The sequence below is a fragment of the Spirosoma sp. KNUC1025 genome (assembly GCF_045160025.1).
In the GTDB taxonomy this organism is placed as follows: Bacteria; Bacteroidota; Bacteroidia; order Cytophagales; family Spirosomataceae; genus Spirosoma.
Window position 1 is genome coordinate 4,276,265 of the sequence record NZ_CP087139.1, and the last position, 23,736, is coordinate 4,300,000.

Here is a 23,736-nt window from a genome sequence, read left to right on the forward strand (position 1 = left end):
TTCAGGTAATGCACCGTCAAACTTCTGCGTTACATAGTTATTCCACCGGGGAAAACGTATCATGAGACAGCTAAAGATTTCAAAACAGATTACCAACCGTGAGAGCCAGTCGTTAGACAAGTACTTACAGGAGATTGGTAAAGTAGACCTGCTTACGCCCGACGAGGAAGTAACGCTGGCCCAAAAAATTCGGGAAGGCGATCAACTGTCGCTGGAACGATTAACCAAGGCAAACCTGCGCTTTGTGGTGTCGGTTGCCAAACAATATCAGAATCAGGGCCTTTCGTTAGGTGACCTGATCAATGAGGGTAACTTAGGCTTAATTAAAGCCGCTCAACGTTTCGACGAAACACGCGGATTTAAGTTTATTTCATATGCCGTTTGGTGGATTCGTCAATCGATTCTACAGGCTTTGGCCGAGCAGTCACGGATTGTCCGGCTTCCGCTCAACCGGGTCGGTTCGCTGAATAAAATCTCGAAAACGTTTTCAGATCTGGAACAGAAGTTCGAACGCGAGCCTTCGCCCGAAGAACTTGCTGCCGTTCTGGAAATTTCAGCCGCTGAAGTCGTTGATACTCTGAAAATTTCGGGTCGTCACGTATCGATGGATGCGCCATTCGTGCAGGGGGAAGAAAACAGCCTGCTCGACGTACTGGAAAACGATGGCGAAGATAAGCCGGATTCAGGGCTGATCAATGACTCGCTTCGGAAAGAGGTACAACGTGCACTTTCGACGCTCACCCAGCGTGAAGCCGATGTGATCACGCTTTACTTTGGCCTGAATGGTGAACACGCGATGACTCTGGAAGAAATCGGAGAGAAATTTAACCTGACCCGCGAACGGGTTCGGCAGATTAAAGAGAAAGCAATTCGACGTTTGCGTCATACCTCACGGTCGAAAGCATTGAAGACCTATCTGGGTTAAATGATCCTGTTTGTATGTGCAAAATGGCTCCTGCGAAAGCGGGAGCTGTTTCGTTTTACATCAAATACAAATTGACGGCTGTTGTGCTATGAGTCAGTATTGATGCCTGATTATCATACCCCATAAAAAAAGACAACCCTCAAGGGTTGTCTTTTTTTATGGGGTATGATAATGTTTAGTTCGTAAAAATCCAGGCGGTTGAGCCAATCATCTTGCTGATAGCCGGAATATGAGACTGAACTTCAGATTTATCGTCGGAGCCAATAGCGGCAACTTTATAACGTAATGATTTCCTGCCCTGAACCATAATATAGGCATCCGTATAACCAGCTTTATGTAGATAATTCACCAGGGGTAATGCTTTTTCTTTCCGTGAGAAGACTCCAGCGATCACTGTAAAATGTTTACCTGTATGGGCATGAGCAACTTCAGCAACTGGCGTCAGTTTAACAGGCTCACGTGTACTAACCGGTTTAGCCGCGGGTTCTGTGGAAACGGGTGAAGACGCAACAGCGACAGGCTCTGTTGGCACAACAGCCGGTTCAATGGCCGGTTTAACTTCGGGTGCAATAGCTTTGGGTGTGACCTTTTTCGCCGTCACCTTAACTTCTGGAGCGTGCGTAAATGCCGTTGGTACCCGGAAAAGATTGGCAGGGTCTAAACTACCTTGTAAAGGTTGATTTGGGTTAACAACAGAAAAATAGCTGAGCAAACCCAGAGATCCGACTACGAGAGCAACTGCAGCTACGCGCCAATAGGGGCGGGTGGGTTGTAAAGGCGTCAGTGTTTCGTCGGATTTCGGCACAAGTACCGGGCCAAGTGCGGTAACTGGTACGGCTTCAATCGGGGTTTCAACCACGGCTGAGCGGTTGACTAACTGAATCTGTAAGGCATTCATCCCGTAGGCTTCGCCAAAAAAGTTGTGACGAAGGCTGGGATCAAATTGAAGTTTTCCTTCATCATTCCGGCTAAACGTACCGATACCATCGAGTTCAAATCGGCCAATGGTTATCACCTGCTCACGTAACTCATCGATAAATAAGCCGATATAACGTTGCGCGCCTTCACGCGTAACGGGCTCATGGAGCATGATGTAGTTGGCCAGAATCCCATCATCGAAACGTAATGCTTCGTTGAACGCAACGCGTTTGCGAGGGGGCAGGTACAAGCCACTGGCTTCAGAAAAGGCCGCCGGTTGGTAATGTGTCAGAAAAGCGCCGAACTCGGGAACAACTACACAGTCGTACTGATACAGCAGCTTTTTGAGATAATCATGAACGGAGGCCATAATGTGCGTCGGTGGAGATTAAAACGAATAACTGATTCCTCCGAGAAAGTTAAGGCCTTGTGACTGATAATACAAATATCGTTGGTAATTCTGGCTAAAGATATTATTTAACGAGACAAACGCAGAGACCTGTTTTCCTAGGAAATAGTCAATTTTTACGTTAGCGTCATAGATCGGTTTTAGGGTATACAGTACGTTAGACGTAAAGTTTTTGTTGACTATACCCTGATAAAAATACAAATCTGCCGTAATGAATAATTTTTTATCAAGAATGTAGGAGTTTGTCCAGGTGGCCGTTGTTTGTGGGCGTCCCCAGGCAGCTTCCAGGCGCTCCAGGTCGTAGCCAAAAAAGTCGGCTTTAAAGGTTGAGCGAAACTTATCCTTTAGTACGTAGCCAACCTGACCAGAAACCGTTAACACATTGGAAAGACCCCCATCATACAGCACCGCAAACTTGGTCGTGTCGGGTATGCTGTTGTTGAAGGTACTGAAGTTGCGATAACGGGCGTAGGAAACTTTCCCTTCGTACGAGAATCCTCCACCCAAACTACCTTTGGAACCGGCGTAAATATCCAGGGACTTAACCGTGTTTGCCAATACAACCTGTTGAGCCAGCCACTTATTTTCTGCCAGTAATGACCGTAACGTATTCCGATTGATATCACCATCGACGCCCGCAAAAATGTGAACATTACCAATCGGAGCTAAGTCAATATCAATAACCGGGAAGGCCCGCGTATCATTAATGCCCTGCCGCTTGTCCGTCTGATTAACGGCATTGATACCTGCGGTAATGGTAAATAAAGAAGAGGTGTATTTAAACGTGGGTTTCACCCGGAACAGATTCCGATTATCGACAATGGAACCGTCGGAACGCTGGGTTACGTAGGCATCAGCAGCTATAAGCGCAATGACTTTGTCTGAAATGCCAAGCGATGCATTCAGATTAGTACCCCAATCGGTTTCCGATGCGTTGAACCGATCCCGCAGAGACGTAACACCTGTGCGCAGTGAATAATCAATGGCATTTTCGGACTTTGCATTTTCAATGCCGACGCGGAAATTGACTGTATTCAGGCGCTGCTTGATTAAGTCTGGATCGAAGCTAGGCTTAGCAGCATACTCACGGCTGTACCCGTAAAAATTGTAGGCATTCCGGTCGAAACCCAAATCGCCCTGTAGCTTAAAAGCATCGGTTAGATATTTTCCGGTTACCCGAACACGGGTGTCACTCTGGCTCGAATTTTTACCATCGACCGGCCCGATTCCAGACGAAAGATGTCGTACTGACCCTTCTAGAGAAAGATTAGAGAGCGTATTAAGCCCAACAAAGCCTTCACCCAGAAAAGAACTGTAATTACCTGCTCCCAATTTTACGTAATTACTGAATCCCGACGATTCATCGACTTGCGTAGCGGCAGGCGACAATACACCGGGCATGATCCGTGGATCGCCAATCGTCAATTTACGGTCTTCAAATTCGTAGGTGAGTTTTCGTTGGTCGGCGGATGGTTTAACGGATGGAATTTTATTAAACAGTCGGTTAGCCGGGGGAAGGTTAATTTTCCGGCTTTTTTCCACCGTAATTTCCTGCGTATCAATTTCGCCTTCTTTCACAGGACGCGAAGGCTTGGGCTGTTGCTGAGCCCATAGCGTTGCCGACAACGAAAAAAGGGATAGGGTCAGAAGGGGGCGTACGATCATAGTGAATGTACGACGAACTTGGAATGATGACTGATAAATGATACATGATGACTGATTAGCCCAAGTCTGGAATCGATCACCTTTGTCATTCATTATTCATCATTCATCGTTCATCATTTTATTAATTTTTGCTTTCAATCGAAGCCAGTTTTTGTTTGGCTTCGGCGATGATGGTTTCGTCGGATGAGTTTTCGATGATTGAATTTAGTACGGCTTTAGCTTGGGTCAGTTCATCCAGCGCTACGTTGTTGTCGGCGACCAGAATAAAAGCTTTCCCTTTCCAGAACTCAAAATCGCTGAACTGCTCGTTGAATTTCAGCAACGTAGCAATCGACTCTTTGTATTTTTTCTGTTTGTAAAGGATTTCACCCAGATGAAACAGAGCTTCGGCTCCATTTACGTCTTTTGCCAGCGCAATCGTTTTGTCAAATTCAGTTTGAGCCATTTTGTAATCCCCTTTACCCAACGCGACTTTACCCAGCATAAGCTGACCACGGTTTTGGGCACCTGGTACTACGCTGCCTGCCGCTACAATATCGCGGGCGAGGATAGCTGCTGAATCAAGCTTGGGAATGGCATAATACGTATCCATTAGCCCCAGTTGAGCCGTTACCTGTTCAGGTTTGCCACTCGCCTTGCTCAGAATTAGCTGATAATTTCGGATAGCACGGGGATAATTTTTTTGCTTCGCTTCCAAATCAGCTGCTCGGGTGGCTGCCCGAATCAAAAAGTCGGATTTGTTATCCGCAACGATCTGGTTGTAAAAGCGAAGTGCATTTGCCGGATCGTTGGTTTGCCGGTACGATTCAGCAATGTAATAACGGGCTTCGTTCGTGTTCGGGCTATTCGGATACTCCTGCATGAACGTCTGAAGCGATTGAATAGCCTGTGCATATTTTCCATTGGCATAAATATCCTTAGCGTTATCAAACTGTACCCGCTCCACATCGGTGCTGCCCGGATTGCTTTTTTTATACTGACCCAGCACTTGCGAAAACTCTTCGGGTCGGCCAGAATCACTTAATGCATTCTGAATACCCAGTAGAGCACTTTGCGCTTGTTCAGAATCGCCATAATTATCCAGAATACGTTTGTAATCAGCCACGGCCGGATCATATTGCTGAATATTTCCATAGGCAATAGCCCGTTTCAGCAGAGCAGCCGGAATAAGCGTACTGTTTGGCTTGTCCTGAATAAGTTTGGTAAAACCCTGAATGGCCACCTGATACGAACCCTTTTCGAAATCGACATTGGCCCGCTGAAAAAGCGATTCATCAACGAAGCGCGAATTGGGATATTGACGTTGTACCTGATCGAATTGCGCTCTGGCATCAGCATCCCGACCCAGATAGCTCAGCGTGACCGCTTTTTGGTAAGAAGCGTAATCTTTATCCGCTGCATTCTGGCTGATTGCCTGATCGTACGAACGTAATGCATTATCATACTGCTTGGTGGCTAAATATGAATCGGCCAGGCGTATGGTTGCATCCTGAACCTGTGCCTGATCGTCGGCTCCAGCTCGTTTACTAACAAAATCGCGGAAATAGTTGGCCGCAGTAGCGTAGTCCTTTTTGTTATAGTACGCATAACCGAGGCCGTACAGGCTTTTTGCGGCATACGTTGAACCTGATTTTGCAATGCTGGCATAAATCGGAATGGCTGTGTCGTATTGTTTACCCGCCGAGTAGGCTTCGCCTTTCCAGAATTGAGCCGCCTGTTGCAACTCATTGTCTATCGGAAACTTCAGCGATTTATCCAGATTGGCAACAGCCTGTGGATAGCGTTCGGCATTGAAATCGTTAACCCCCTGATTATAGGTCAGCCGTTGATACGTAGCATTGATTTTGGGCGTATGGCGTTTGAGGCCTTCGATGTAGGCAATGGCGGCCGGATAATTGTTGGACGCAAAATAGGCTTCCCCCACTAACTCATTGGCTTCATTCTCAAACTTACTATTGGGATACTGCTTCAAAAAAGCAGTTAATTCTTTTACCGCATCGGAGCCGTTGTTCTGATCGAGTTGGAGTTTGGCGTGGTTAAACCGGGCTTCTTCCTGAATCTCTGGACTAAAAGCTAAGCGACTTGCCTGATCAAATGCATTTAAAGCATAACTTGGATTCTGTGTCTGTAAGTAGCTAATACCCAATGTGTAAGCTGCATACTGGGCAGTCGTATCTTTACCGCCTGCCAATGTTTTTAATTGCGTAATCGCATCGTTGTAAGCCCCCGTCCGAAAGAGCGACTGACCGTATCGAAACTTGACAGCGCCGGGCGCTTTTGCACCGGCGGCATTGATATACTGTTTGTAGTACGGAATTGCTTTTGCAAACTGGTTCTGCTGATAATAGACTTCAGCCGTATAAAGCGCCACTTCGCTCATAGCCGAGCCTGCATTACGTTTAAGCAACGGCTCCGTATAGGCTAGTAAGTCATCGAACCGGCGCTGGCGATAGAGTGCCTGTGCAATCCAGTTTGGTACCTGATTCTGGTATGTTGGATTTTTCTCTACCCGGCGAAAATCAGCCACGGCTTCGTTAAAATTCCGGTTCCGGAAATTAATGACGCCAGCATAGTAGGAAGCAGCTGGAGCATCGGCCGAAGAAGGGTCGAGTTTCACTTCATTCAGCAACGGCAACGCTTTCTGCAGGTTCTGCGTATTGTAGTAAGAAAGGCCCAACTGGTACTTGAATGTTATTTGCTGCCCGCTACTGCCGCCCTGTGCTACTGCTTTTTCCAGAAAGTCAATGGCTTTGGCATAGTCCTGTCGGGTGAAATAATACGTACCTAAGTCACCGTAAAGCTGGGCGGCTTTAGGGTGCTGGCTGTGATTTTGAACGAACCGATCCACAAGTAGTTCAGCACCGGGCTCGTCGATGTACAGACTGGTTAGGGCAATGTAGTACTCGGCGTCAACGGCATTCTGATCACCCGTATTAAACAGCGTCTGTGAGCCATCGCCCCGACGCGGTTCGAGGTATTGCCGAAATTCGTAACGGGCCGCAGCATAATTGGCCCGCTCAAAGAGTTCAAGACCATTTCGGTAATGATAATCTGGTTCGGCATAACTCTGGGTTCGCTGAGCCGACACCGATAAAGATGTAAGAAGCCCCAGGGTCAGGATTACGACAAGCCGACTCAGTGAAGAATAGTCTGACTGCTGTTGACCCGTACAGGCGATTGAGTAGGGCATAGATGAATGCGGAGATTACGATAAACTTTAAACTGGAAACTACTTATTCTCTGGATTGCGTCGTAGCTTCGCCAATGAATTGGCAAAATTCACGTTTAATCTGGACAAAAAACGAAGGTATTCCTGTTTCCGTATGAAAAAAAACGCCCGGCTCCTGTATTTACTTACTGTCTGGACCTTTTTTATATCCATTTCATCAACTGCAAACCCCCGAATTACTCACGACGAAACCCCCGTAGCAGCTCCACCAGGCATAACTTACGTGCTTTCGATGCCTGAACCACAAACCCATTATTTTGAGGTCGAAATGCAGCTGAAAAATATAGCTTCAGCCACTGGCGCAAGAAAAAATGGGTATCTGGATATAAAAATGCCAGTATGGACACCGGGTTCATACCTGATCCGTGAATACGCTAAAAATGTAGAAGCCTTTTCAGCAACCTCAGCCGGGAAGCCTGTTCGCAGTGAGAAAATTCGAAAAAACGCCTGGCGCGTGTATACGGGCGATGACAACGTAACGATTCGATATCGGGTGTATGCCAACGAACTGACGGTACGGACCTGTTTTATTGATGCCGATCATGGATACGTAACGCCAGCCGGGATGTTTATGTACCACGACGCCCTGAAAAGTCAGCCGCATCGAGTGGTCGTACAGCCGTATAAAACCTGGAGATACGTAGCAACGGGCCTCGACCCTGTAGCTGGTGCAACCTATACTTACGAAGCCCCTGATTTTGATTTGCTGATTGACTCACCTATTGAGATCGGTAATCACCGAACATTTACTTTCACGGCGTCAAACGTACCACATTCTGTAGCCATGTTTGGTGATGTGGAGTATGACGAAAAGCGATTACAGGCTGACTATAAGCGTGTTTGCGAGGCCGCAGCAACGGTTATCGGCGAGCATCCCTGCAAGCATTACACCTTTATCGTTCATCATATTCCGACGGGTGGCGGTGGGCTGGAACACCTGAATTCTACAACACTCGAAACGTATCGGAATGCTTATTCAACGGAAGCCAATTACAAAGGATTTCTGACCCTGGTAGCGCACGAATATTTTCACCTCTGGAACGTAAAACGAATTCGACCAATAGCACTCGGGCCATTCGATTACGAAAATGAGAATTATACACACATGCTCTGGCTCTCAGAAGGATGTACGTCATTTTACGAGGATTATATTCTCCGTCGGGCGGGTTTTCATACTCCCGAAACGTATCTAAATATCGTTGCTAACGACATTACGGGTATCGAGAATCAGCCGGGCGTACGGGTGCAGTCGGCGGCCGAGTCGAGCTGGGATGCGTGGATTAAAGGCTATCGGCCAAATGAGAACTCAACCAATACGACGATTTCTTATTATAGCAAAGGAAGCGTTCTGGGGACTTTATTGAATCTGGCCATTCTAGCTGGTAGCAATGGGGAACGCAGCATGGATGATCTTATGCGCTTTTTGTATGCCGAGTATTATAAAAAGCAGAAAAGAGGGTTTACGGACGATGAATTCCGGAAGGCAGCCGAACAGATGGCCGGACGTAACCTTGATGATTTTTTTAATATTGGTGTTAATTCGGCTGAGCCCATTAATTACAATGCCTACTTTGAACCCGTGGGTTTGCAGTTGACCAACGTAGCCGCCAAAACCCAGGACGGATTTTTGGGTGTGGGCGTATCAACAGCCAATGGGAAGTCTACGGTTTCAAGCGTTCGACGGGGTTCGGCAGCTTACACCGATGGCCTCAATGTGGGCGATGAAATATTGTCAATCGACAGTGTACGCGTAGGCGACGATTTATTACGACTCATCAGCAACCGGGCTGTAGGGGAAACGCTGAATGTGCTCGTGAACCGGGCAGGTTTGCTGCGGAAAATTCCTGTAACGCTAACGCAGAACCCGTTGGTGAGTTATCGACTCCAGCCCTTACCGAACGTAACGCCCGCGCAAAAGACGTTATACAACAAATGGCTGTACATTAGGTAATCAAAAACAAAGCAGGCTCGGTAGAATATCGAGCCTGCTTTGTTTTTGATAAGACAAATCGAAAAAGTCGGGATTGAGCGAATAAACCTATTTTATTAATCCAATCAGAACGAAAATCGACATGCCTCAGCCAGAAACTATACTAACCCAACAAGCCCCTCCGATTGTTTTGAATCCCGTCCGAATCGAGTCAATCGATGTGCTGCGGGCTGCGACAATGATCCTGATGATATTTGTTAATGATCTCTGGTCGCTAACAAATATTCCTGCCTGGTTGGAGCACGTACCACGCGACGTAGATGGTATGGGACTGGCCGACTCAGTTTTTCCGGCATTTTTGTTTATCGTCGGAATGTCATTGCCCTTTGCGATCAATGCCCGACGAAAAAAAGGCGATACGGATGTTACGTTAGTTGGCCATATTATAGGTCGGTCGATAGCCTTACTCACAATGGGCGTTTTTCTGGTCAATGGCGAATCGATCAACGAAGCCGCAACAGGAATGCAGCGGGGCGTCTGGAATATGCTTTCATGCCTATCTTTTATCCTGATCTGGAATGCCTACCCAAAGAACGCAGTCAAATGGATCGTTTATGTCAGTAAAGGCTTGGGAATAAGTGTTTTGTTTATTCTGGCTTTTGTGTACAGGGGAGAGGAGGAACCCCGTTTTGCTACGCACTGGTGGGGGATTCTGGGTTTGATTGGGTGGTCGTATCTGGCCGCGGCACTGGTGACAGTATTCGCCCGTAATCGAATTCCTGTACTCGCAGCGGCATGGGTTGGGTTTGCCTTGTTAAGCATGGCCGATCATGCTGCTTTACTTCCCAAAGTGGTACACGTCATTCCGGGTGCCATAAGCGGAGGCACGATGGTTGGATTGACGATGGGGGGCGTAGTGATCTCGACACTTTTTCAACTATATCGCAAACGGGATCACAACAAACAGATGACGCTTGTTTTTCTGGCCATCGTTGTCGTACTGGTTGGCCTTTCGATCTATACCCGACAGTTTTGGGGACTAAGTAAATTAGGAGCTACACCAGCCTGGCTGTTTTTGTGTAGCGCCATCACGATCCTTGCTTTTCTGGGTATCTACTGGCTAACGGACGTGGGCGGGAAGGCCAACTGGTTTACACTTATCAAACCCGCCGGAACCGATACGTTATTGTGCTACCTGATTCCGTATTTCGCTTATGGCCTCATGACGCTCCTGCATCTTCATTTACCTGAAGCCATACTAATTGGGGCAATTGGCTTACTTAAATCCTTTCTCTTTGCAATTATGTGCGCCTGGATTACAGGCCGGTTAAATTGGGTAGGCGTGAAGTTGAAATTATGATGTCTGACGAGTGTATAAATTTCTGGTTTCTACAAACTCAAACTAAATTTTGTTTGATGCGTTTTTTTGTCATTCCGACCGGTCCGCCGGTCGGAATGACAAAGCCTTCCAATAGAAAATCGTCCTATTTCGACTTCTCTTTATAATTTTTTTGATGATCTCTTAAAAGCCTGAATCATTTAAAGCATAAATATTTCCTACGCCAATCTCTCCAGTTTCTAATTCAAACTTTGCCAATAGTCGTTTATAGCCGTCGCCTTCAAATTCATCTAAATAGGACCAGTTAGCAACTAATTTGTCTGAAAATAGGACGTAGGCATCTATAATTTCTGGTACGTCAGAGTGAGAATGCTTAAAGGCATAATAGCCCATTTTCGCCCCCCAGCCTTCATTGACTAATGTACCTTTTACAATTCCTTTCAGCCATTTGCCATTGATGTGTTCAATCTTCGAATGATTTGGCCTGTTTGGAGCCAGTGATCCGTATATAATTATGGCTTTTTCTGGTTTATATTTCTCAACAAAATCCCTTTCAACTTCCGTTAAATCGTTGTTGTTAAGTTTTTCTAAACCAACACCCTTCGATATTATTTTTTTGTTTAATTCTTTAACCAGAGTGTCTAATTCCATATTCTATAATTAGTGATTTAGCTACGCTGTCTTGCGATAGTATAGCAGTAAAAATATAAAATCTGGAAATGCGCTTATTCTGCCTTTTTCAGTAACTCCTCCGCCAATTGTGTCAGTCCGATGGTGGCTGGTTCGGCAATGAACGTAACGTTTGGGCGTTTCTGCATGGTGGGAATATTGGGGTCCACAACGTAAATCGGGACACCGTCCCGAACGGCGTACACCAAACCCGCAGCCGGATATACGTTCAGGGACGTACCGACAACGATAAGCAGATCGGCCTCGTAGGTAATATCCAGCGCTACGTCCATCATGGGCACCGCTTCGCCAAACCAAACGATGTGTGGACGTAGTTGAGCCCCTTTTTCACAGCGGTCACCCAGCTTTAGTTCCCAACCCTCGATGTCATAAATCAGATTGGGGTCTTTTGTGCTACGTGATTTAAATAACTCACCGTGCAAGTGGACCACTTTCGATGAGCCTGCTTTCTCGTGCAGATTATCGACGTTCTGTGTAATAACTGTTACGTCGTACTTTTCTTCCAGCTTTACTAGTGCCAGATGACCAGCATTGGGCTGTACACGAAGCGCCTGTTTTCGACGCTGGTTATAGAAATCCTGCACTAACGCCGGGTTTCGCTCCCAGGCTTCTGGGGTGGCAACGTCTTCAATTCGGTGATTTTCCCAAAGCCCGTCCGAAGCCCGGAATGTTGGTATGCCACTTTCGGCACTGATACCCGCGCCAGAGAGAACGACGATTTTTTTCATGACAGCAGAAGGTATTAAAGGAAAAAGGAGAAGGGAAATTAAGTAGCAACTGCCCTTCTCCTTTTTACCTTCTCCATAAAAAATTATTCTACAACAATCTCATCCGTTGCAAACCAGGTTTTTTCGCCTGCATTCGGATGGCCAGCCGGGCAAACCCCCACGTTTTTCGCCCGAATCCGGACGTAACGGGCGCGGGCCGTTTTGAAGTCGGCCACAACGGGCAAAATGTCCCAGGGGCCATTCAGGTTGTACGTTATGGGTTGCGTGATGGCCTCTTTATAATCGTTCCCGTCTTTTGACAGGGCAATTTCTATCGAGTTGGGCGGAAAGTTTTTCTCCAGAATTACTTTCAGGAAGTTCAGCGATACTTTTGTTACGCTCGTTACGTCGCCCAGGTCGAGGGTTACATCCATATCACCAAAGAAATTCGCCCATTGTCGCCGGTCGCGCGGAGTTTCGCTTCGGATGCCGTCCGTCAGTTTTTTTACCTCTTTGTCGCTGTTATTTTCAAGGGCAATGGCATACGTGTAGGGTTTGTTCTTGCCTTTGTGAAGCGTAAAGGTTTGCATTAGCCGCCCCCCTGCCGGTGTCATCGCTCGAATTGTGGTAGTTTTTGTCAGGGTAATCGGGCCAATATATTCGGTGCTTTTTTCATTCGGCTCTTTCCCGTTCAGCGTGTAAAAAACCCGGCTATCGGAATCCAGTTTTTTTAGCACAACCTGAAGCTGGCCCTGATCATTGCCTTGTGTCGTTGCCGTAATGTCGAAAAGGCGTTTGGCGTAATTAACGGGTATGGCCGTAAGTCGGGGTAAATGATTTTTCAGGCGTTGGGCGAAATCCTCGAAATTATGCGGACCTGCCTGCATCCAGCCTAATTCAGCAATCGCAATAGCACGCGGGTACACCATGTATTCCACAGCTTCGGGTGTCGGTGTGTACTCGGTCCAGATATTACCCTGAACGCCCAGTACGTACTTTTGCTCGGCAGCGCTCAGTTCAGCAGGCATAGGCTCATAGGCATACACCTGATCGAGAGGTAGATAGCCGCCAATAGCCAGGGGTTCGGTAGCCGGATTGCCCTGGTAGTAATCCATGTAGCACGTACCGGTGGGGGTCATTACAACGTTGTGTTTTTGTTTGGCCGCGGCTATTCCACCCTCAGTTCCCCGCCAGCTCATAACGGTTGCATTGGGCGCTAAGCCTCCTTCCAGAATCTCATCCCAACCGATAATGGCGCGGCCCTTGCTGTTAACAAACTTTTCCATGCGCCGAATGAAATAGCTCTGCAGCTCGTGTTCGTCTTTAAGCTTGTTTTTCTTCATCAGGTCCTGACAAAAGGCACTGTTTTTCCAGGCTGTTTTAGGGCATTCATCACCCCCAATGTGAATGTATTTTCCGGGAAAAAGGGTCATAACCTCCGTCAATACGTCCTGCAAAAAGCTAAACGTTTTCTCCGACGGGCAGAACACATCATCAAAGACGCCCCATTTTGTTGCGACCTGATAGTTTTTGGTTGGTTCACAGCCCAGTTCAGGGTAAGCAGTCAAAGCCCCCAAGGCGTGCCCTGGCATTTCAATTTCAGGGACTATCGTAACGAACCGACTTTGGGCGTAACGTACTACGTCCCGTATTTCATCCTGTGTATAGAACCCACCAACGGGCTTGCCATCAAACTGCTGCGGGTAATTCTGGAAATACTGACCGATTAGGGTTTCCGAACGCTTACTGCCGACCTGGGTAAGTTTCGGGTATTTCTTAATTTCAATACGCCAGCCCTGATCATCGGTCAGGTGCCAGTGAAATGTGTTTTGCTTGTGCATGGCCATCAGATCGATGTACTTTTTGACAAACGAAACCGGCATGAAATGGCGCGATACGTCGAGGTGCAGACCCCGGTAACTAAAACGCGGTTTGTCGGTAATGGCACAAGCGGGCATTGTGACCGCAGAACCTGACGTTGTGGGAAGCAACTGACGCATGGTTTGCGCAGCGTAAAACAGCCCTTTAGCCGTTGCGGCTTCAGCCAGCACGCGCGTTGGTGTTACCGTCAATTTATACCCTTCATCACCAAGATTCAGCTTTTTGTTTAGCGACAGAAAAATATGCACGCCTTTAGTCAGAGCCGGACTTGTTGCGGCCACCGGAAGCGCCAATCCATTCGCGGTTTTAACCTGACCCGCAAAGAGTTGTGCAACCGATTTTACACCAGCATCCGTGGCGGGGGCAATGACAAGACGTGTATTGGCAGTAAGCGTAAACTGACCGGTCTGCCCTGCAAAGCGGGCCGGAAAGGGGATAAGATTGTATTGATTGTCAGATTGGGCAAATGATGAAATAGAAAGAAAAAAGAAAAACAGATGTTTCAGGCGAAAGAGCATCGTCGTGGTATATGGTTCAAGCGGCAAAATAGCGATGATTTTCCAAAGGCTGACAAAAACGAATGCCTTCCAATCGCGAGTTTTGGTTTAACTCACAACTGGAAGACATTCGTTTAAAATTCTAAATTACTTCTTAGCTGCTGTTTTTCGGGCCGCCGTTGCTGGTTTTTTAGCGGAAGCTGCTTTTGACTTAGCAGGTGATTTAGCTGTTTTGCCAGCGCTGGTTTTTCCTGCCGCAGTCGGTTCATCACCCGCTAGTTTCAGACAATCTTCCAGCGTTAGTGTGGCCGGGTCAACATCTTTTGGAATCTTGACATTACGTTTGCCAACCGCCAGATAAGGTCCGTATTGCCCATTCACTACTTTCACGCTCGGATTTTCCGGAAACTCTTTAATATATTTATTCGCTTCGGCTTGACGCTTTGCCAGAATCAGTTCGATAGCCCGGTCAATGGACAGCCCTACGGGTGATTCGTTACGTGGAATCGAAATGTATTTATCGTCGTGCTTCACATAAGGGCCAAAACGTCCTTTACCCGTTGTAATCGGCTTACCTTCAAACTCGCCCAATGTTTCGCCGGCAGACTCTGTCCGCTTTTGCTGAATGAGCTGAATAGCCCGGTCGGCGTCAATGGAGTAGGGGTCATCTTCTTTCGTTAAAGACACGTATTTGTCGTCGTGCTTTACGTACGGACCAAACTTGCCAATACCAATAGTCAGGGCTTTGTCTTCGAAGAAACCGATCTCACGAGGCAGAGCAAACAGATCGAGGGCTTCCTGTAACGTAATGGTTTCAATCAGCTGACCGTCCCGAAGGTTCGCGAACTGTGGTTTATCCTCGTCGGTTGCTTCGCCAATCTGAGCGTAAGCCCCATACCGTCCTAAACGAGCTGAAACTTTTTTGCCAGTACGAGGATCAAGGCCGAGATCGCGGGCACCAGTTTTGAAGGAACCAACAGATGCCCCCTGAATCTCTTCGATGTTCTTATGGAAATCGCCGTAGAACTCTTCAAGCATTTTCTGCCAGTTCATCCGACCGTCTGCTATCTCGTCAAACTCTTTCTCAACCGTAGCTGTGAACTGATAATCAACGATATCAGGGAAATATTCGACCAGAAAATCGTTTACGACGATACCTGTGTTGGTTGGAAAGAGCTTGGCTTTTTCGGAGCCGAACGTCTCTTTGCCGCTGGTTTCCGTAATCTGATTCTGCTGAAGCGTGTACTCGGTGTATTTCCGTTCCTGACCGGGTTTGTCCTGCTTAATGACATAGCCCCGGTTGATGATCGTCGAAATGGTTGGTGCGTACGTCGACGGACGACCAATTCCCATTTCTTCCAGTTTTTTCACCAATGAAGCTTCTGCGTAACGCGGTTGTGGACGGGTGAACTTCTCGGTAGCTTTCATCTGCCCCAGATTCAGAACCTGGCCAATGGTCAGCGGGGGTAACATACCTTTAGCGTCTTCATCGCTGTCATCATCGTCTTTTGATTCAAGATAAACACGCAGAAAACCATCAAATTTGATTACTTCACCCTGTGCGATCAATACATTCGGTAAAGTCCCGGTGGCAACAGTTGGCTGCGTTTCAGCAATCGTGGTTTTCGAAGGATCAAAATCTTCTCCAAACACATCTAAGCTAAGTTCCTGCTCATTTGATGTGCCATTCGCGAATTTGATGCCGATGGTTACCGTTGTCCGTTCGAGTTGGGCATCGGACATTTGCGAAGCAATTGCCCGCTTCCAGATCAATTCATACAAACGTTTCTGGTCACGGTCGGCTCCAGCGTTGCGGTCGTTGAAATTCGTCGGCCGGATGGCTTCGTGCGCTTCCTGAGCCGATTCGTTTTTCGTTTTGAACTGCCGGGTTTGTACGTATTTAGGACCGAACTCTGTTTCAATCTCCGTTTTTGCTTTATCGATTGCTTCCTGCGACAGGTTTGTCGAATCAGTACGCATATACGAAATCTTACCGGCTTCGTATAAATTTTGAGCAAGGCGCATGGTGCGATCAACCGAAAAACTCAGTTTACGCGATGCCTCCTGTTGTAATGTAGAGGTTGTGAAGGGCGGAGCTGGTGATTTTTTTGCGGGTTTAACTTCCAGATTCTTGATCGTGAACGTAGCGCCAATGCAGGCTTCCAGAAATTTGCGGGCCTCACCTGAGGTCGGAAAGTTCTTGGGCAGTTCGGCGTTCAGCACTTTATTGCCATCGACAATAAACTGAGCTGTGACTTTAAACGACGATTTTGCCGCGTGTTTGTCGATCTCGCGTTCCCGCTCGACCACAAGACGTAACGCAACCGACTGAACACGGCCGGCCGATAATCCGGTACTGCCTCCTTTTATCTTACGCCATAAAACCGGCGATAGCTCATAACCCACCAGTCGGTCCAGTACGCGCCGGGCCTGTTGAGCATTCACCAGGTCAACGTCAATAGTCCGGGGCGTTTTAATGGCATTCTGAATGGCATTCTTCGTGATTTCACGAAATACAATCCGTTTGGTATTATCGCGAAGGCCCAGCGCTTCTTTCAAATGCCAGGAAATGGCTTCCCCTTCGCGGTCATCGTCCGTTGCCAGCCAGACTTCTTCGGCTGCTTTGGCTAATGACTTTAATTCACTCACTAACTTCTTTTTGTCGGGCGAAATTTCGTAGGATGGCTGGAAGCCATTGGTTACGTCTACGGCTAGCCCATCTTTGGGGAGATCGCGTACGTGACCAAAACTGGACTTTACGGTAAAGTCCTTGCCCAGGTAGCCTTCAATGGTTTTCGCCTTCGCCGGCGACTCCACAATGACTAAGTTTTTTGACATAATTTGAGGTTCAGATTGTAACTATCTTCGCGGCATTTACTGCAAAGCATCTGTATGGACAGGGGCATAATCTGCACAGTCACTGACTTTCAGCCCTGCTATGACTACGTGCCCGGGTCAAATATAGACGCAAAAGCACTGACTTGTGCAAGACAAGCTAAGTACGATACAGTAAAACGGAGGGATTATGGGACCGATTAACCGGCTGTACAGTGATAACAACAGCGAATGACACACAGTTCGGTTATGGTACGTGAAATCGTTATAAATGAGCATAAATTGTTTATTTGAGCGATTTGTTAGCCGCTCAATAACACGTAATAGAAATAGTTGACTGGCCAAATTCAGGAAGCGTAAAATTTTTTTACTTTCGCCACCAGCTACCTATTGTGTAGTCTGGAATTGGTCGTTTGCTTCTCTCCAAAACCTGTCCGATGCCCGCAACTCTTTCTATCGCCGACCTAACCAGAATTGTGGCCGTAGCGGACCCAGTGGTACGTAACCTACAGATTACCCAATGTTATTACGAATTATCGACCGCTTTCAGCAGCAGAACCGGACCGATTGCCAACTGGTGTACGTTTGCAACCTGGGCTTCCAAACAGGCAGGACAGACCATACGTCGAGAAGATTTTCGGCGTAGTCTCGAGGCTTTATTATCGGCTGATTCACAAACCGAAGCCATCCTTCAGACGATTGCCCAGGCAGCCAGACAACTAGGGTCGAGTCAATCCATTGAAAAAATTAAAAAGTCAGTCTTGGTAGTTCTGATCAATACGTCCATTGACCGTGCCAGTAACGCAGTCAGTCGCGGAAATAGAAAAGTTTTTGAAGAGATCGGGCTGGAATTTGCCCGGTTTATACAAATCTGTTTTCCAGACGAAGTTTTTCAACAGGCCAATCTTGACCAGTTTAATCAGACACTCAGGCCCGGTCTGCCACCCGATGGGCAACTGTTTCTTCGTCAGGCTTTTTCGCGGTATTACCAGGCGCTTTTTGAATCGGATGTAAATAAACGGGCCGAACTTCAACTGCTGGCGAATCTGGAAATCGGCTTTCACGAACAAACGCGGTTGCAACCTGAAATTGCCGAATCGCTGAACATGGTATTGATTGATCCGGAAGAGTTTCGATCTCAACTAATTTCGGTGCTTTTTCCTGATCTCAAGGGTTTTTTTGCCCGAATGAAATTACTTTTCAACGGATTTTTAGGTCAGCCCTCACCTTTAGAAAAAGCGATAGACAAGTTATTGGGTATTGCCCAACAGCAAGTACGTTCAGTAATAACAGTGCATCTGATGACGCTGGGATTTCCTAATGATTTGCGGTTGCGTTTGAGTCAGGACGTACCGGCTACGATCCCAGTATCGCTGACCGAGCTGAAAAATCAGGATTTACTGGCATTGCTCACAAAAATAGACCCTACGCTCAACAGTGTGCGGGAAAGTGGGGCAACTGACTGGGCTAATTTGCCCGAACGACTACACTTTATTGCCGATTTATTCCGATGCTATCAGGAAACGTCAGATTTGATGAGCGCTCCGTTCAGTCCCGATCAGGTACGTGTTTTAAGGGCTGGAAAAGTACCATCAGGACGGTTGTAATTGGCATAAACCAACCCTAGTTTTTCAATAAATTCAGGTCTGGCTGAGCGTATTTGTATACTTTAAAATAAAGGGTTGTCTTGGTCTGGTATATCCCCTCAATCTTTGAAATCTCGTTTATGAAATCAACTAAGTGGTTGTTTGTCTGGCACATCACATCCACTTCCAGATCATAGTCGCCCGACGTACTGGCCAGAAAACTAACCTCCGGCATTTTTGAAATTGTGTCGGCCACGTGTTCTTTGAGCGTAGCAGGGCGTACATACACCGCTACATGGGCATAGGCGCGAAAGCCTACTTTATCGGGGTCAACACGACCTACAATACTGATGACACCTTCTTCAATCAGGCGATTCAGCCGGGTACGGGCCGTACCAACCGATACGTTCAACTGTTCGGCTATTTCGGTGAATGACATTCGACCATCTTTCTGAAGACAGGATAAGATCGCAAAGTCCAGATCGTCCAGCGTGTTCTGATTTCTTTCCATTTTCGTGGTTTTGCCCGGTAAAAATATTGCTAAAATTTGATTTGGTTATGAATAATTTATAGTTTGCATCACCTGTTTCTGCAAAAAATGCAGTTCTACAACAAAACCATGAAATACCTTCCGATCCGGAATTATATAAATGGCCAGTTTGTCGAAGTGTCTACCGGTAATACGCTGGATGTGATTTCGCCAGTAGATGGTGTCCATCTGTCGACGGTGCCACTGTCTACGGCCACTGATTTGGACGTAGCCGTGCAGGCTGCCAAAGCGGCCTATCCGGCCTGGAGCCGAACAACGATAAAAGAAAGAGTGCAGGTCTTTTTTCGTTATAAAGCCCTTCTGGAAAAGAATGTAAAAGAGCTGGCATTACTGGTTCAGGAAGAAAACGGCAAAACGTATGAAGAAGCTGTAGCCGAAATCGAAAAAGGAGCGGAGTTAGCGGAGTTTGCCTGCTCACTCCCACAGTTGATTCCAGGCGAAGTTCTGGAAGTTAGCAAGGGTGTTGAATGTCGTACTGAACACGTACCACTGGGTGTTGTGGCGAGCATAGTGCCGTTCAATTTTCCGAGTATGGTGCCGAACTGGACAATTCCCAATGCCATTGCCTTGGGTAACTGTATGATCATCAAATCCTCTGAAAAAGTGCCGTTGAGCGTTGGTCGACTGGCAGAGCTGTTGCAGGAAGCGGGTTTACCTGCCGGGGTTTTCAATATCGTACACGGGGATAGTGAGGTTGTCAATGCCATTTGCGATCACCCAGACATTGAAGCTGTGTCGTTTGTTGGCTCTACCAAAATTGCCAAACTGGTTTACCAACGGGCTACCAGTAATTTTAAACGCTGTCTGGCGCTTGGTGGGGCAAAAAACCACCTGATCGTGCTGCCTGATGCAATTCCGGGTATGACGGCCCAGAATATTACGGCGTCGATGGCCGGTTGTGCCGGACAGCGGTGTATGGCCGCTTCGGCGATGGTAGCCGTTGGTCCAGTGGATCATATCATTGAAAAACTGTGTGAAGAGGCTCAGAAGGTGGTGCCGGGGAAAAACCTGGGGGCAGTCATAAATCGGATATCGAAAGAACGTATTGAACGATACATTACCGAAGCTGAAAGCCAGGGGGCTAAAGTCTTGGTGGATGGACGTAATCCCACAGTTGAAGGAAAAGAAAACGGTACGTATGTGGGACCAACGGTGATCGACTATGTCAGGCCGGATATGGCCATTGCGAAAGAGGAAATTTTTGGGCCGGTTATCAGCATCATGCGGACAAACACGGTCGATGAAGCACTGGCCATTGAGAATGCAAATCCGTACGGAAATGCGGCATCTGTATTTACCCAAAACGGCGGCTTGGCCCGTTACGTCATGGACAAAGCCAGCGCGGGTATGGTGGGGGTAAATGTAGGCGTTCCGGTTCCACGTGAGCCGTTCTCGTTCGGAGGCTGGAATGAAAGCCGTTTTGGAGTTGGGGATATTACGGGCAAAAGCTCCATCGAATTCTGGACGAAACTCCGCAAAACAACGACGAAATGGAACCCCGAATCAGGAATTAACTGGATGAGTTAACCGAATTAAGGGCAGATTTATCAAACCATAAAATAGTGAACCGAAGAGTGTAAACTTTATATAACATGCTTGATACAACGACGCTTTCTGAAACTCAGGAAATCCTTCAGGATAATTTTGATTCAACCGTGTTTGTCTGGAGCAAACAGAAAGGGATTACGCCGATTGCTGTAAAATATGCGAAAGGGGTTTACCTCTATGATTATGACGACAAACGGTACATCGACTTTTCGTCGGGATTGATGAACGTCAATATCGGGCACGGCAACCAGCGAATTACGGAAGCCGTGGTCCGGCAAATGCAGGATGTGAGCTACGTAACGCCCTATTGCGTCACAAAAGTACGGGGTGAGCTTGGTAAAAAACTGGCTGAAATCTGCCCCGGCGACCTAAACAAAGCGTATTTCACCCTGTGTGGTGCTACGTCAATCGAAGCGGCTCTCAAAATGGCGCGGTCCTATACGGGTCGGCACAAGATTTTAAGTCGATATCAGTCGTATCATGGAGCTACGTACGGTGCTTTGTCGGTGGGAGGGGACCCTCGTAAACTGCCCGACGATTCGCAGCAGTCGCCCAATTTTGTCCATATCGACATACCCTACCGCTATCGCTGGAACCACGATGAAGCGAGTATGTTACCGGATTCGGTGGCGCAACTGGAACGGATCATTGCTTATGAAGGACCGGGAAACATTGCTGCCATTTTGCTGGAAGGCGAATCGGGTACGTCGGGTTGCCTACAATATCCGGTCGGGTACCTGGCTGCCGTTCGTGACATCTGCGACAAGTACGGCATTTTATTGATAATGGATGAGGTGATGAGCGGCTTCGGTCGAACAGGAAAGTGGTTTGGTTTTGAAAATCACGGGATTGTGCCGGACATGGTCACGATGGCGAAAGGGATTACAAGCGGTTACCTGCCCTTCGGCTGCCTGATGGTAACTGACCGGATTGCGGCCCGCTACAATGATACGGTACTGGCTACGGGTATGACCTACAATGCGCACCCGGTAAGCTGCGCGGCTGCGCTGGAAAACCTGAAAATATACGAAGACGAGAATCTGATTGAGAATGCGGCTGAAATGGGTCAATACGTTGCCGAACAAGCTGAGCTGATGAAACAAAAACATCCTTGTATTGGCGATTTCAGAACCACGGGTCTATTAGGCTGTTTTGAAATCGTGAAGAACCGGGACACGAAAGAACCTATGGCGCCCTTCAACGCTAAGCCGGAAGACATGGCGATAATGAGTAAAGTAGGGGCAAAAATCAAAGAGCTTGGCATGTATACGTTCGTTCGGTGGAGTTACGTATTTGTGGCCCCACCGCTTTGTGTCACCAGAGAGCAGATTGATGAAGGACTGGCGATTATCAGCGAGGCTCTGAAGATTGCCGATGAATACGTTCAGTAGCCAATTCGTGGTGTCAGTCAATTCGTAATATCAAGCAGTCGTCGTGGTGTCGGTTTATCAAAACCGACACCACGACGGCCGACCGGCCAATACCACTTTATGACCAATACCTTGACATTCAGACTTGCGACTAAAGAGGACCTGTTCGACATTGTGCAAATGCTTTCGGATGATACCCTGGGTGTCTTGCGTGAAAGCCACGAAGCGACGCTGTCAGATAACTACCTAAAGGCATTTGAACGAATAGCTGCCGACCCGAATCAGGAGCTAACGGTTGCTGAATTAAATGGTGAAATAGTTGCTACGTTTCAGTTGTCATTTATTCAATACCTGACGTATCAGGGTGGGAGTAGAGCCCAAATCGAAGCGGTCCGGACGAAATCGACGTACCGCGGACAGGGCATCGGGACAAACGTCTTTGAGTACGCGATCAATCGGGCTAAGGAGAAAGGTTGTCATTTGCTACAGCTCACAACGGATAAGCGACGACGCGATGCCCTCCGATTTTATGAATCACTGGGTTTCGTAGCGACGCACGAAGGAATGAAACGTAATCTCGATTAAATGCGCACAACAAGACGCCAATTTATTGAAACATTGTCGGTCGGTACGGCTTCAGCTTTTCTGCCTGTAGGTGCGTTTGCGACGGGTAAAAGTCTTAAATCTCTCGCTGATCCGGTGAAGCGAATTATACTCGACAGTGATACCGCTACCGATGATGCTTTGGCTGTTTTGATGGCCGTAACTTCACCAAAGTTGAAGGTAGAGGCCATTACCATTACGTGTGGGAATGTTGGGTTTGAGCAGCAAACGAAAAATGCGCTGTATACACTGGAAATGGCCGGGAAAGCTGGTCAAATTCCTGTTTTTCAGGGGTCTGCCCGCCCGCTGGTACGTCAAGTGCACGGTAACGCAACCTACGTTCACGGAAGCGATGGCATGAGTGATGCCCATTTCCCGGACCCGAAACAAAAGCCGGAAAACGAACACGCCGTTGACGCTATCGTTCGGCTGGTAAATGCTAATCCCGGCCAACTGACATTGGTAGCAATAGGTCCGCTGACCAACGTAGCGCTGGCGTTGTTGAAAGACCCGACTATCGCCAAAAAGGTGAAAGAGCTGTATTTCATGGGTGGCTTCTACAAGTTTTACGGAAACATTAACCCCGGTGCTACGTACAACGCCTGGGTCGATCCGGAAGCTGCACGGGTAGTTTTTCAATCGGGAATACCGCTGACTACTGTTGGATTTGATGTGAGTGTGAAGAGTTCAGTGTTTACGGACGACGATTATGCGAAAGTGGAGAAGCTTGGGACAACTTATTCCGACTTTTTTATGAAAATAAACCGTATCCGCCGAAAGTATTGCAAGGAACGCCAGAAAATGAACGGCTCCAATCACCCCGACGCTATCACCATTGCCGCTGTGATTGATCCGGCCATTATCACTGAAAAAATAACCCGCTTTGTTGATGTAGAAACACGTGGTGAATTGACGTTGGGCGCATTGGCCATTGATGAACTGGGTGTTTGGGGCAAGCCGCCGAACGCAACCATTTGTGTCGAAGCCAGCGAAGCTTTGTTTAAGAAAATGGTTTTCGATACGTTGAAAATGAAATAAATAGTTTGTAGTTTAC

16 protein-coding genes are annotated in these 23,736 nt (G+C 47.4%); 8 read left to right on the top strand and 8 right to left on the bottom strand.

Features of this window, described 5'->3' with window-relative positions; genetic code table 11:
* Positions 1–61: 61 nt before the first annotated feature.
* Positions 62–925, top strand: a complete 864-nt coding sequence (locus LN737_RS18635) for an RNA polymerase sigma factor RpoD/SigA (RefSeq protein WP_009282104.1) — start codon at positions 62–64, stop codon at positions 923–925.
* A gap of 175 nt (positions 926–1,100) precedes the next feature.
* On the opposite strand, the gene LN737_RS18640 is transcribed toward LN737_RS18635, so the two are convergent.
* From LN737_RS18640 to LN737_RS18650, 3 genes are all read right to left on the bottom strand, one after another.
* Complete coding sequence (locus tag LN737_RS18640) at positions 1,101–2,213, bottom strand: SPOR domain-containing protein (RefSeq protein WP_405511341.1); 1,113 nt, start codon at positions 2,211–2,213, stop codon at positions 1,101–1,103.
* A gap of 18 nt (positions 2,214–2,231) precedes the next feature.
* Entirely contained in the window at positions 2,232–3,917 is a 1,686-nt protein-coding gene (locus tag LN737_RS18645; RefSeq protein ID WP_405511343.1) for a TonB-dependent receptor, read from the bottom strand.
* Between the two features lie 121 nt (positions 3,918–4,038).
* Positions 4,039–7,107 (bottom strand): tetratricopeptide repeat protein, encoded by a 3,069-nt coding sequence (locus tag LN737_RS18650; RefSeq protein WP_405511344.1) that lies wholly within the window; start codon positions 7,105–7,107, stop codon positions 4,039–4,041.
* Between the two features lie 133 nt (positions 7,108–7,240).
* Between LN737_RS18650 and LN737_RS18655 the strand changes: the two genes are divergently transcribed.
* Both LN737_RS18655 and LN737_RS18660 read left to right on the top strand, forming a co-directional pair.
* Positions 7,241–9,097, top strand: a complete 1,857-nt coding sequence (locus LN737_RS18655; RefSeq protein ID WP_405511346.1) for a M61 family metallopeptidase — start codon at positions 7,241–7,243, stop codon at positions 9,095–9,097.
* Positions 9,098–9,218: 121 nt separating this feature from the next.
* Positions 9,219–10,436, top strand: a complete 1,218-nt coding sequence (locus LN737_RS18660; protein ID WP_405511347.1) for a heparan-alpha-glucosaminide N-acetyltransferase domain-containing protein — start codon at positions 9,219–9,221, stop codon at positions 10,434–10,436.
* A gap of 162 nt (positions 10,437–10,598) precedes the next feature.
* On the opposite strand, the gene LN737_RS18665 is transcribed toward LN737_RS18660, so the two are convergent.
* From LN737_RS18665 to topA, 4 genes are all read right to left on the bottom strand, one after another.
* Positions 10,599–11,066 carry a gamma-glutamylcyclotransferase gene (locus LN737_RS18665; protein ID WP_405511349.1) on the bottom strand — a complete coding sequence of 156 codons (468 nt, stop codon included), beginning with the start codon at positions 11,064–11,066 and terminating at the stop codon, positions 10,599–10,601.
* Positions 11,067–11,140: 74 nt separating this feature from the next.
* The gene (locus LN737_RS18670; RefSeq protein WP_405511350.1) at positions 11,141–11,833 is read right to left on the bottom strand and encodes an NAD-dependent deacylase; all 693 of its coding nucleotides are present in this window, start codon (positions 11,831–11,833) and stop codon (positions 11,141–11,143) included.
* 83 nt (positions 11,834–11,916) lie between these two features.
* Entirely contained in the window at positions 11,917–14,211 is a 2,295-nt protein-coding gene (locus LN737_RS18675; RefSeq protein WP_405511351.1) for a family 20 glycosylhydrolase, read from the bottom strand.
* A 126-nt stretch (positions 14,212–14,337) separates the two neighbouring features.
* Positions 14,338–17,028 (bottom strand): type I DNA topoisomerase, encoded by a 2,691-nt coding sequence (topA, locus tag LN737_RS18680; RefSeq protein WP_405511352.1) that lies wholly within the window; start codon positions 17,026–17,028, stop codon positions 14,338–14,340.
* A gap of 434 nt (positions 17,029–17,462) precedes the next feature.
* Here topA and LN737_RS18685 point away from each other — a divergent pair, with 434 nt between their 5' ends.
* Positions 17,463–18,632: a hypothetical protein gene (locus LN737_RS18685; RefSeq protein WP_405511353.1), complete on the top strand. Its 1,170-nt coding sequence runs from the start codon at positions 17,463–17,465 to the stop codon at positions 18,630–18,632.
* A 16-nt stretch (positions 18,633–18,648) separates the two neighbouring features.
* Here the strand turns inward: LN737_RS18685 and LN737_RS18690 are convergent, their stop codons facing one another.
* Positions 18,649–19,122 carry an Lrp/AsnC family transcriptional regulator gene (locus LN737_RS18690; RefSeq protein ID WP_405511354.1) on the bottom strand — a complete coding sequence of 158 codons (474 nt, stop codon included), beginning with the start codon at positions 19,120–19,122 and terminating at the stop codon, positions 18,649–18,651.
* 108 nt (positions 19,123–19,230) lie between these two features.
* On the opposite strand from LN737_RS18690, the gene LN737_RS18695 reads away from it, so the two are divergent.
* From LN737_RS18695 to LN737_RS18710, 4 genes are all read left to right on the top strand, one after another.
* The gene (locus LN737_RS18695; protein WP_405511355.1) at positions 19,231–20,688 is read left to right on the top strand and encodes a CoA-acylating methylmalonate-semialdehyde dehydrogenase; all 1,458 of its coding nucleotides are present in this window, start codon (positions 19,231–19,233) and stop codon (positions 20,686–20,688) included.
* 65 nt (positions 20,689–20,753) lie between these two features.
* Entirely contained in the window at positions 20,754–22,100 is a 1,347-nt protein-coding gene (locus LN737_RS18700) for an aminotransferase class III-fold pyridoxal phosphate-dependent enzyme (RefSeq protein ID WP_405511356.1), read from the top strand.
* Between the two features lie 99 nt (positions 22,101–22,199).
* The gene (locus LN737_RS18705) at positions 22,200–22,664 is read left to right on the top strand and encodes a GNAT family N-acetyltransferase (RefSeq protein WP_405511357.1); all 465 of its coding nucleotides are present in this window, start codon (positions 22,200–22,202) and stop codon (positions 22,662–22,664) included.
* Positions 22,665–23,720 (top strand): nucleoside hydrolase, encoded by a 1,056-nt coding sequence (locus tag LN737_RS18710; RefSeq protein WP_405511358.1) that lies wholly within the window; start codon positions 22,665–22,667, stop codon positions 23,718–23,720.
* The last annotated feature ends 16 nt before the right edge of the window (positions 23,721–23,736 follow it).

Coding starts and splice junctions, on each gene's coding strand:
- LN737_RS18635 (WP_009282104.1), top strand. CDS start 62: ATGAGACAGCTAAAGATTTCAAAACAGATTACCAACCGTGAGAGCCAG.
- LN737_RS18640 (WP_405511341.1), bottom strand. CDS start 2,213: ATGGCCTCCGTTCATGATTATCTCAAAAAGCTGCTGTATCAGTACGAC.
- LN737_RS18645 (WP_405511343.1), bottom strand. CDS start 3,917: ATGATCGTACGCCCCCTTCTGACCCTATCCCTTTTTTCGTTGTCGGCA.
- LN737_RS18650 (WP_405511344.1), bottom strand. CDS start 7,107: ATGCCCTACTCAATCGCCTGTACGGGTCAACAGCAGTCAGACTATTCT.
- LN737_RS18655 (WP_405511346.1), top strand. CDS start 7,241: ATGAAAAAAAACGCCCGGCTCCTGTATTTACTTACTGTCTGGACCTTT.
- LN737_RS18660 (WP_405511347.1), top strand. CDS start 9,219: ATGCCTCAGCCAGAAACTATACTAACCCAACAAGCCCCTCCGATTGTT.
- LN737_RS18665 (WP_405511349.1), bottom strand. CDS start 11,066: ATGGAATTAGACACTCTGGTTAAAGAATTAAACAAAAAAATAATATCG.
- LN737_RS18670 (WP_405511350.1), bottom strand. CDS start 11,833: ATGAAAAAAATCGTCGTTCTCTCTGGCGCGGGTATCAGTGCCGAAAGT.
- LN737_RS18675 (WP_405511351.1), bottom strand. CDS start 14,211: ATGCTCTTTCGCCTGAAACATCTGTTTTTCTTTTTTCTTTCTATTTCA.
- topA (WP_405511352.1), bottom strand. CDS start 17,028: ATGTCAAAAAACTTAGTCATTGTGGAGTCGCCGGCGAAGGCGAAAACC.
- LN737_RS18685 (WP_405511353.1), top strand. CDS start 17,463: ATGCCCGCAACTCTTTCTATCGCCGACCTAACCAGAATTGTGGCCGTA.
- LN737_RS18690 (WP_405511354.1), bottom strand. CDS start 19,122: ATGGAAAGAAATCAGAACACGCTGGACGATCTGGACTTTGCGATCTTA.
- LN737_RS18695 (WP_405511355.1), top strand. CDS start 19,231: ATGAAATACCTTCCGATCCGGAATTATATAAATGGCCAGTTTGTCGAA.
- LN737_RS18700 (WP_405511356.1), top strand. CDS start 20,754: ATGCTTGATACAACGACGCTTTCTGAAACTCAGGAAATCCTTCAGGAT.
- LN737_RS18705 (WP_405511357.1), top strand. CDS start 22,200: ATGACCAATACCTTGACATTCAGACTTGCGACTAAAGAGGACCTGTTC.
- LN737_RS18710 (WP_405511358.1), top strand. CDS start 22,665: ATGCGCACAACAAGACGCCAATTTATTGAAACATTGTCGGTCGGTACG.